At 62.9% G+C, this 10222-nt stretch carries 8 protein-coding genes and 1 pseudogene; 3 read left to right on the forward strand and 6 right to left on the reverse strand.

The window, feature by feature from the left end; genetic code table 11:
* Positions 1-34 precede the first annotated feature (34 nt).
* Both GDA49_14170 and parE read right to left on the reverse strand, forming a co-directional pair.
* Positions 35-607, reverse strand: a complete 573-nt coding sequence (locus GDA49_14170) for a hypothetical protein (GenBank protein ID MBC6441519.1) — start codon at positions 605-607, stop codon at positions 35-37.
* 224 nt (positions 608-831) lie between these two features.
* Entirely contained in the window at positions 832-2790 is a 1959-nt protein-coding gene (gene parE / locus GDA49_14175) for a DNA topoisomerase IV subunit B (protein ID MBC6441520.1), read from the reverse strand.
* Between the two features lie 299 nt (positions 2791-3089).
* Here parE and GDA49_14180 point away from each other — a divergent pair, with 299 nt between their 5' ends.
* Complete coding sequence (locus GDA49_14180) at positions 3090-3914, forward strand: hypothetical protein (GenBank protein ID MBC6441521.1); 825 nt, start codon at positions 3090-3092, stop codon at positions 3912-3914.
* 33 nt (positions 3915-3947) lie between these two features.
* On the opposite strand, the gene GDA49_14185 is transcribed toward GDA49_14180, so the two are convergent.
* From GDA49_14185 to GDA49_14200, 4 genes are all read right to left on the reverse strand, one after another.
* Positions 3948-5177 (reverse strand): MFS transporter, encoded by a 1230-nt coding sequence (locus tag GDA49_14185; GenBank protein MBC6441522.1) that lies wholly within the window; start codon positions 5175-5177, stop codon positions 3948-3950.
* Between the two features lie 614 nt (positions 5178-5791).
* A complete protein-coding gene (glnA, locus tag GDA49_14190) occupies positions 5792-7201 on the reverse strand; it encodes a type I glutamate--ammonia ligase (protein MBC6441523.1) in 1410 nt (469 codons plus the stop codon).
* Positions 7202-7257: 56 nt separating this feature from the next.
* Positions 7258-7596 carry a P-II family nitrogen regulator gene (locus GDA49_14195; protein MBC6441524.1) on the reverse strand — a complete coding sequence of 113 codons (339 nt, stop codon included), beginning with the start codon at positions 7594-7596 and terminating at the stop codon, positions 7258-7260.
* A gap of 509 nt (positions 7597-8105) precedes the next feature.
* Positions 8106-8930 (reverse strand): hypothetical protein, encoded by an 825-nt coding sequence (locus tag GDA49_14200; GenBank protein MBC6441525.1) that lies wholly within the window; start codon positions 8928-8930, stop codon positions 8106-8108.
* A gap of 13 nt (positions 8931-8943) precedes the next feature.
* Between GDA49_14200 and GDA49_14205 the strand changes: the two are divergent.
* Together GDA49_14205 and GDA49_14210 are read left to right on the forward strand one after the other, a co-directional pair.
* Positions 8944-9162 (forward strand): annotated as a pseudogene (locus GDA49_14205) (aminotransferase).
* Positions 9163-9386: 224 nt separating this feature from the next.
* The coding region (locus tag GDA49_14210) for a hypothetical protein (GenBank protein MBC6441526.1) at positions 9387-10222 on the forward strand (836 nt) is incomplete at its 3' end.

A 10222-nucleotide genomic window follows, 5' to 3' on the forward strand; every position in this document is an offset into this window, starting at 1 on the left:
AATCGTCAATCCGGCGTGCCGTTTCGCGCAGGGTTCAAGGGACAAGGAATTCCGGCACCGAGCGGTTCGGACGGTTCGGGTCGACACGCGGAAAGGCCTTGTTTGCCGCGGCCGTCGTCGCGATACCAAGCTGCGGTGCCGTTGGCGTTGTGATGGCTGCAACCACGCCGCGGGCGCTGCTGATCGGCCGATCGTCGTTGCAGAACGTGATCACCACGTGGGATTTGCCGTCGATCGGGCCCAGTGTTTCGCGGTCGACATCACCCGAGCAGCAGGCCCTGTCGTCGACCTGAACCGGGGCGTCGATCACGACGGCGATGTGGAAATTGCCCCGCTCCGAACCGTCTGGTGTGGCGGTCAGCCGGCCGAAGGGAAGCCACGGGATGTCGTGCAACGCCTGTTCGACCATTGCAGTCTGGCCGGCGATCTCCGCATCGGACCCGTTCGAGATCAGCCTCAGCGGCATGTCCCGGCCCTCGGCGGCATAGCGCAGAAGTTCCGGAGAGTAGAGCGAGTAGTATTGGACATTGCGCACCGTCACGCCGTTCAGCGCCGTCGCGCATGCGGCAAGCAGCAGGGTGCACAGGCTCAGGATTGCGGCTCTCATGACCGCGATATGTTGGGTCCCGGGCGCACCTGCAAGTCAAACAATGGCGAGATGCGCGCGATCACTGCGATGACCGCTGGTTCGACGAGGAGGAGGTCGCCCCGGAAAACACGGATGGCACTGCCAAGGGCAACTGGGGAAGCGCCCGATGCCGCGCCAACCCGAACCTTCCGGGTTCTGGAGACGGACTCGCTTCGCCGGTCGCCGATTGTCGGCGACCAGATCTAGATATCGAGGTCGGTGACTTCGCCGGCGTGTTCCTGGATGAACTTGAAGCGCAACTCCGGCTTGCGGCCCATCAGGCTCTCGACCCGCTTGAGCGTCTCGCGTTCGCCATCCTCGGGGATCTCGACGCGCAGCATGGTGCGCGTCGCAGGGTCCATGGTGGTTTCCCTGAGCTGCGCCACCGGCATCTCGCCCAAGCCCTTGAACCGGCTGATCTCCACCTTCGCTCCCTTGAAGTGCTCCTTCAGGAGCGCATCCTTGTGGGGGTCGTCGCGCGCGTAGACCACGTCGCCGGCGCGCGCCAGGCGGTAGAGCGGAGGCACGGCGAGATAGAGATGGCCGTTGCGGATCAGCTCCGGCATCTCGCGATAGAAATAGGTCATGAGTAGCGATGCGATATGTGCGCCGTCGACATCGGCGTCGGTCATGATGACCACGCGGTCGTAGCGCAGGTCGTCGCCGCGGTAACCCTTGCCGGGTGTGCAGCCCAGCGCCTGCATCAGGTCCTGCAGTTCCTGGTTCGCGCGCTTCCTGTCGTCAGACGCGCTCGCGACGTTCAGGATCTTGCCGCGCAGGGGCAGCACGGCCTGGGTCTCGCGGCTGCGTGCCTGCTTGGCCGAACCGCCGGCCGAGTCGCCCTCGACGAGAAAGATCTCCGTGCCGGCCGAGCCTGAGCGCGTGCAGTCGGCCAGCTTGCCGGGCAGGCGCAGCTTGCGCGCGGGTGCTTTTCGCTTGACCTCTTTCTCGGCCTTCTTGCGCCGGCGTTCCTCCAGCCGTTCGATGGCGAGCTGAAGCAGGTCGTTGGCGCCCTCGGGATCGCCGGTCAGAAAGTGGTCGGCATGGTCGCGGATGGCCTGGTCGACCAGGCGGTTCACGTCCGCGTTGACCAGCTTTTCCTTGGTCTGGCCCTGGAACTGAGGGTCCCGGATGAAGGCCGACAGCAGGATCACAGCGCCGCCTGTCACGTCGTCGGCCGAGAGCTTGTCGGCCTTTTTCACGCCGACCCGCTCGCCATAGGCGCGCAGAGCCTTGGTCAGTGCGTTGCGCAGGCCGTTTTCATGGGTTCCACCCTCGGGTGTGGGCACGGTGTTGCAATAGGTCGAGATGTAGCCTTCGCCGTCATAGGGCCACGTGATTGCCCATTCGACCCTGCCGGTCTCGTCGGCCAGCGCCGCCGAGCCCAGGAACGGCTTGGGATTCGCCGTGGGGCGCTTCTCGACCACGGCGGAGAGGAAGTCGCCCAGGCCGCCGGGAAAGTGGAAGACCGCCTCGGCCGGCGTCTCGTCCCTGATCAGCGCGGTGTCGCACGACCAGCGGATCTCAACGCCGCGATAGAGGTAGGCCTTCGAACGCGTCATGCGGAACAGGCGTGCGGGTCGCATCCGGGCGTCAGCGCCGAAGATCTCGGGATCGGGATGGAAGCTGACGGTCGTGCCGCGCCGGTTCGACACCTTGCTGACCTGCTTCAGCTTCGACGTGGGCTTCCCCCGTGCGTAGGTCTGGCGGAACAGGGCCTTGTCACGTGCCACCTCGACGGTCAGCACATCCGACAGCGCGTTGACGACGCTGACGCCCACGCCGTGAAGACCACCCGAGGTGGCGTAGACCTTGCCCGAGAACTTGCCGCCCGCATGCAGTGTGGTGAGAATCACCTCGAGTGCGGAGAGTTTCCTGTTCTTCGGATGCGGGTCGGTCGGAATGCCACGGCCGTTGTCGGCAACGGTGCAGGTGCCGTCCGCCTCAAGCCTGACCTCGATGCGGTTGGCTTGGCCCGCGACGGCCTCGTCCATGGCGTTGTCGAGGACCTCGGCGAAGAGGTGGTGAAGGCCACCCTCATCGGTTCCGCCGATGTACATGGCAGGGCGCCGGCGCACCGGCTCAAGGCCCTCCAGGACCTCGATGTCGCGCGCCGTATAGCCCGGTTTTGCGCCTGAAGGGGTGTCGAAAAGATCGTCCATCGCCGTGCGGACTATAGGGGGAACAAACGCCGCATCGCAAACAGATGATGGGCTTTGAGTGTGACAGGCCCGCAGTATTATTGCGGGTCGAAGGAACGTCTCACTTGCCCGAATCCGGTCGATGACGGCCCTTCCGGTCTGGAGGACGTGGCTTGCCTCCGTGGCCGTCATTGCCCGTGTCGTCCTTGCCGCGATGCTCGGCCTGATCCACGCCCGGCGCGATGTCGAAATGCGCGGGGATCCGGTTTGAGAAAACCGGGTCGCCATATGCGAACACGCTGTGTTAGGCCTCCACGATCATGGAAGACCACACGTCCCGCCGCACACGCTTGCAGCCCGTCGCGCTCGCGATCCAGGCCTACGCGTTGACGTTCCGTCAAAGCGAGACGGTTCTGCGTTTCTCCTGGGTCGCGGTGCTGGCGCTGGTCGTGCTCGGACGCATCGTCTCGCTCGATGCACCCGAGGTATCTCTCGAATCCGCGGAGCAGCAGGTTGCCCCGGGCTTTGTGGCGACGGTGATGCTTCTGGCGCTCGGTGCGGGCCTGGTTCACGCCATGGTGGGTGTGGCGTGGCATCGCGCGATCCTGCTCGGCGAGACCTTTGCCGATCGACGGGCCTATCTCCGCTTCGGCCCGCGCGAATGTCTCTACGGCGTGACCGGCGTGTTCTTCGCCATGTGCCTCATCATGGGCCTCAGTCTCGCACCGGTTGCGTTGTCTCAGGGCGGGGGCGGCGGATTTCAACTCTTTGCGGTGATCGTGGCACCGGTCGCGGCGACGCTGATCGTGGCGCGCAGCATGCTGGTGTTCCCGTCGATCGCGCTCGGCAAGGGCCCTGATCTCGCCATGAGCTGGCAGGCGACGCAGGGCAACGGCTTCACCGCGGCCGCCGCCCTGTTCCTGGTGCTGGGACCGATCATCGTCTTCGAGTTCCTGATGATCGGGATCGTTACCTCGATCGTGGCTGCCAACTACGGCATGTTGATCGAACTCGTCGTCAGCTTCGTCTCGACCACCGTGTTGATCCTGTTGTTTTCCGTAGTCGTTGCGCTGATGAGCCTTGTCTACCGGCAATTGGTAGATCCTGCATCCGACGATACGCCGGGGAACCCGGGCGCCTGGTAAAAGCGTGGCAGCCGCCGATCGTCCCGGCGTGCCTCAGTTGGCGGTCCTCGATCGGTCGTCGGTTGCGGAATCCCGCGTCCGCGCCGCATCGGAAACGTTGCGGTAGCGCCAGGTCCCGAACACGACGAACACCACGGCGCATGCCGCCATGGCGACGATGAAGCCATCAGGATCGAGCAGGTCCATGCCGATGCCCGCCAGTACAGGGCCCGTCATGCTGCCGATATGGGTTGTCATGACGAAGGCCGCCGTTGCCGGGCCGAGCTGGGCGGGTCCGAAGAGTTCGCCCAGGCGGACCAGCCCCACGGTGTAGAAACCGCTGCCCGCACCGCCCCAGACGATCAGCAGCGCCCAGGTCAGCCACGTGTTGTGGAACACAAGGGGGAGCAGAAGGATCGTTGTCAGGCACACCCCGCCGCATGCCACCAGCAGCAGGCGCCGGTCTAGCCGGTCGGCCAGCCAGCCGATTCCGACGGGTGCGATGGTGCCGCCGATCACCAGCGCCGACAGCAGACTGACCGCGTCGGCCTCGATCATGCCGCTGCGCACGCCATAGACCGGCAACTGCACGAACAACGCGACAAAGAGCACGCCCTCTACAAAGGCCCCCAGCATCGGCGTCGGTGCCTTGCGGATGGCGGCGAACAGCGTGGTCTTGTGGGAACTGCCGGCATCGGGCGCGGTGCCGAAGGCCAGCAGCAAAGGTGACATCGCGGCCGCAACGAGCATGGCGCTGATGTAGAAGGGCAGGTTGCCGGCCGTGCCGACCTGCCCCAGTACAAGCGGGCCGCAGATCATGCCGGCCGAGAACAGCGCGCCGTTGAGACCCACAATCTTGCCGCGGTTTGCGTCGGTCACCGCCGCATTGACCCAGATCTCGGTACCGACCCAGTGGAACAGCATACCAATCCCCATCAGGAATCGCAGGGCCAGCCAGACCCAGCTGTTGTCCGACAGCGTGAACGCCAGGATCACCGCGATATCCAGGGCTCCGGAGATGAAGATCACGCTCAGCAGGCTCATGCGCCGCGTCAGGATCGGCACCAGTGGGGCGAAGATGATCGCCGCCACATAGGGCATGGCCGCGTTGATGCCGTTGAACGTGGTCGAGATGCCCTGAGCTTCGAGATTGAGCGCGATCAGCGGGTTGAAAAGGCCGACGTTCACACCGATCACGCCCATGCCGATCAGGACAGCTGCAAGGCCCCGCGTGCGCTGGGCGGGGGTGAGGTTACGGGTCGGGCTCGTCGAACCGATGGTCATACTTGCTCGGATGCTGGTGTCGGATCGTGCCGGGGATGGCACCTGCAGCACTCTATCCCCGTCGGCCGACAAGAGGAACGTCGGCGTCGCGCCGGAATGCGGTCCAGGCGATCATGCTCTGAACGCAGTTCACCGTTCTGTCCCATCCGACCGACATGGAGTGAACCCGGATGAAGCTCGCACTGGAAACGCATGTCCCATCAAGTTCGATATTGCTCAGATCGAACATTCTTGTGGCGGTCGAGTGGGAAACATTGTCGTTCTCAGCAAGGGCATAGGCGCAGAAAGCAACATACCCCCCGTTCCCGTTGCTCTCGCGAATGTCGTAGCCTGGTAGGGCGTATCTCCCGAGGTCCAACCAATCGAACCGGCCTTCCAGTCGCGGTCTGCCTCGGCAGTGAAAAGCGTAAGTGACCCGCCGATCGTCTGACGCGCGGCGACAAGGCCCGTTATCACCAAAATGATGCAATCGGCGTTTGTTCGACCAACCCATGGTTCATCGCCGTATGTTTTCTTGGTGGGCTGACAAGTTCAACCTATGGCGAGGTGGGCCGACAAGAAAGCGCGCCGACGTTGTCGCCGGCGCGCTCCTTGTAACGGTCTGGGCCTGAGTGTCAGACGCTGTAGTACATGTCGAACTCGATCGGATGGGTGGTGGTCTCGAAGGTCGAGACTTCCTCCCACTTGAGCTCCATGTAGCCGCTCAGGATCTCGGCGTTGAAGACCTCGCCCTTCTTGAGGAAGTCGTTGTCGGCTTCCAGGTTCTCGAGCGCCTCGCGCAGGCTCGCGCAGACGGTCGGGATATCCTGCAGCTCCTCGGGCGGCAGGTCGTAAAGATTCTTGTCCATGGCATCGCCCGGATGGATCTTGTTCTCGATACCATCGAGACCGGCCATCAGCATGGCCGCGAAGGCGAGGTAGGGGTTGGCCGTGGGATCGGGGAAACGGACCTCGACACGCTTGCCGTTGGGCGAGGCCGCGAACGGAATACGGCACGAGGCCGAACGGTTGCGCGAGCTGTAGGCCAGCAGCACCGGAGCCTCGTAGCCCGGCACCAGACGCTTGTAGCTGTTGGTCGAGGCGTTGGTGAAGGCGTTCAGCGCCTTGGCATGCTTGATGATGCCGCCGATGTAGAACAGCGCGGTCTCCGACAGATCCGCATAGCCGTTGCCGGCGAAGAGCGGCTTGCCGTCCTTCCAGATCGACTGGTGGGTGTGCATGCCAGAGCCGTTGTCGAACATGACGGGCTTCGGCATGAAGGTCGCCGTCTTGCCGTAGCTCTGCGCGATGCGGTGCACGACGTATTTGTAGGCCTGCACGTTGTCGGCGCACGCCAGCAGCGTGTCGAAGGTCATACCGAGCTCGTGCTGGGCCGGTGCCACCTCGTGGTGGTGCTTGTCGATCGGAATGCCCATGGCCGCCATGGTGGTCAGCATCTCCGAGCGCAGTTCCGAGCCGGTGTCGACCGGGGCAACCGGGAAGTATCCACCCTTGGCGCGCGGACGGTGGGCCAGGTTGCCGTCGTCATGGTGCGTGCCGTCGTTGTAGGGGCCTTCCTCGCTGTCAAGGTGGTAGCCCATCGAATGCGCCTCGGTGGAGAAACGCACGCTGTCGAAGACGAAGAACTCGAGCTCCGGGCCGAAGTAGGCGGTGTCGCCGATGCCGGCGTACTGCAGATAGGCCTCGGCGCGCTTGGCGAGCGAACGCGGGTCGCGCTCGTAGGCCTGGCCGGTCGAGGGCTCGAGAATATCGCAGTTGATGATCAGTGTCGGCTGCGGCTCGAACGGGTCCATGGTGATAGACGTGGGATCGGGCATCAGCGTCATGTCGGACTCGTTGATCGCCTTCCAACCGGCGATGGAAGAGCCATCGAACATGATGCCGTCGGTAAACATGTCCTCGTCGATCATGCGCTGCGCCATGGTCAGGTGCTGCCACTTGCCCTTTGCGTCGGTGAAGCGCAGGTCGACGTAGGGAATGTCCTCGTCCTTGATCTTCTTCAGAATGGTTTCGGCGTCCGACACGTTGGTTCTCCTCTTGAGTCAGGGTTGAGGGGGGGGTAGGTCGTTGATATGATTCGTCAAACGGCGTCCGGTCCGCGCTCGCCGGTGCGAATGCGGATCGCATCCTCGACGGGGATGATGAAGATCTTGCCGTCGCCAATGCGGCCCGTTCGTGCGGCGTCCTCAATCGCCTGGACGGCGCGGTCGACCAGGTTGTCGTCCACCACCAGTTCGATCTTCACCTTGGGCAGGAAGTCGACGACATACTCGGCGCCGCGGTAGAGCTCGGTGTGGCCCTTCTGACGGCCGAAACCCTTGGCTTCTGTCACTGTCAGCCCCTGCAGCCCGACCTCGTGAAGCGCCTCCTTCACCTCGTCCAGCTTGAACGGTTTGATCACGGCCTCGATCTTTTTCATGGCGCACGTCCTTTGAACACGTAGGCCAATGAGCAGGATATGTGCCAAGTTGGCGATTTATCAAGAATTCAGGAATTTTATATAGTTGTGTGTAAGATATAAGAAATAAAATGAATATAGGGTGACAGTATTGGCATCATTTGCCTAATTTCTGTGCAACGTTCCCGTGGCCAAGGGCCGGTGTTTCGAGACTGTCATTCGGTCAGCGTTGTTGTCATATGTGGTGGAACGCAGATCGTACGGGAGGGTTGTCTGGCTGAGTGGCGTGACGGCCGAGCCAGGCCTCGCTACGGCGAGAGTTTCATTGAGCGCACGCGTTTGCTTGCCGGACATCCGATCCAGTCCTCGAAGTTCCACTGAATCGCCGACTCGGTGCCTGGCCTCGTCTTCGGATGGGTCGGGTCTGACGTTCCCAGGCCTGCTCGCCATGGTTCTCGCGGTCTATCTCTGTTCCGGCTCTCCGCGTTCCGTTTCGGCGCGATCGTCGAGCGTTACCTCAACCATCGCAGTCATGATGCAGCGTCAAGGCCGGCCACCCGGGACGCCACGCCGGAGGTGACGTCTTGACCTCGATCCGCGGCATCGACCGGCGCTACAGCCTCGATCGCAGCGACAGCATCCGCGAAGGTCGCGAGCGCCTCCTTGCCCTTGGGTGTGACGACGTAAACGCCGCGCTCGATCCGTTCGAACCAGCCATAGACGTCGCGCTGCAGGATCGATGCTGCGCGGTCGACGCCGGTCGCGCCCTTCAGTGCCTTCGGGCTGGTCGGCCCGTTCCGTGAGAGTTCGACCGCACAGCGCAGCGCGTCCTGGCGGTAGGCGGTCATGATCGGGCGGCCGCGGCCGCCGCCCACGGTGGGATCGCCGACCCGGCGCTGGAACTCGCCCAGAAGGCGTTGCTTCGCCTTGGGCCGCTTGCGCGGCTGGTAGGGGGCGGGATCGAGCAAGGCCTCGACGGCGCCGCTGTCGACATCGACGGTCAGCAGACCGAGACCGAGACGACGGCACAGCTTCAGGATGTCGCGCCTGTGGCGAGCCCAGAGGCTGCCGCCGCGCCCTATGGGTTGCGGAATCGTGAGATAGACCAGATCCGACAGCGTTTGCCGCTGCATGCCCTGGAACACGAGCGGCAGGGTGAACCCGGTTTTCATCTCCACGATCACGGGGCTGGTGTCGTCACGCACTGCGACCAGATCGCAGCGACCGACTTCGCCCTTCACGGTATAGCCCTGGCCCTCAAGGAAGGCCTTGATCGGACCGTAGAGTTCCGTTTCCTTCACCGAATCCGTTCCCCGTTGTTCCCGCGCCGCCTGTCCGGCAAGGTCGTGCGGCATTCAGGAGGTAAACATGAAACCGGCCGGCGAGACCATGGCGGCCCTGGGGACGACCGTCTTCGAGGTGATGTCGCGGCTTGCCATTGAACACGGCGCGATCAACCCGGGGCAGGGTTTCCCCGACGAGGACGGTCCCGCTGACGTGCGCCAGGTTGCCGCCGACCACGCCAACCGCTTCCATGGCCTCGACGACGACTGGCAGAGCGAGGTGATCGTGACCTCGGGCGCGACTTCGGTGCTGATTCGGCTTCACGGAGCGCAAGGGCCATCGGCCCCGGCGGAATCAGGCTTGTGCGGAGGCCTTTGCGACAGGCTCGGGTAGCAGCCAGGACAGCGCCCGGAAAAGTTGTTGACGTGCGGTGCCGTAACGTGATGTCCGAATCGGGAAACCGGGCCACGGGCACATGAGCTCAAGAACCAGTCCATGACTGAAGACCTGATGGGAGGAACATGGAAATGAACAGACTTCTGAACCTTGCGGCAGGCATGGCCCTGATTGCAGCGGCTTCCGCGCTCAGTTCGTCCGGTTCGGCGAGTGATGCGAATGATGGCGTCCCCAGCGCATCTGACGGTGTCGCATCCGACAGGGGAGCTTCTGCCTCTGCAGTAGTAACACTGGATGGTGCCGGAGCCCCCGTTTCCTCTTTCACCCTCAGATCCAGATTGTATCGAAATGCATTTGCCGTAGGCAATGATAAAGTAATCTCCGAGAGGGGATTTCGCAGGCTGAACAGGGATTTGAGTTCGATTGATGCTGCTGTCGCAGCGGACAGCCTCGAAGCCCCGGATGCTCTCCCGGATGCGAAAGGTGTCTTGCAGGGCTATTACAGGATGGGTTCTCCTGCCTACGAAGACCACCATGATCGTGACCGTGACATCGTCGGCAATCTCAGGGTCTACGCCGATTTCGGTGCAGGTAGGGTCACGACAGCTGTAAACGGTTTTCGCCAGTTTATCGTTTCCAACCCGAACAGACCTGTCGGGGGCCTTCCCATGAAAGGGGCTCTTTCGGGTCGCGGAATGATCGATAAAACGACAATCAGCAGTACCCTGGATGGTATGATCTATGTTCCCTATGTGGATGATCATGATGGCGATCACGCCCTCTATGAGGTCGTCATTGATGCCGATATGGCAGGCAAGGTGTACGATCACCATGGGAGATTGCTGGTACGGGGAGGCGTTACCGGAACCCATGATGCTGGGTGGTACCTTCCCGGTAGTATAGAAGATGGTGAGTTCTTCGCTATCCAGACTGGAAACGGAAAGCCCGTCCAGGTCATCAAGTTTGG

This window comes from Rhodospirillales bacterium (genome assembly GCA_014323865.1).
Lineage (GTDB): Bacteria > Pseudomonadota > Alphaproteobacteria > SP197 > SP197 > SP197.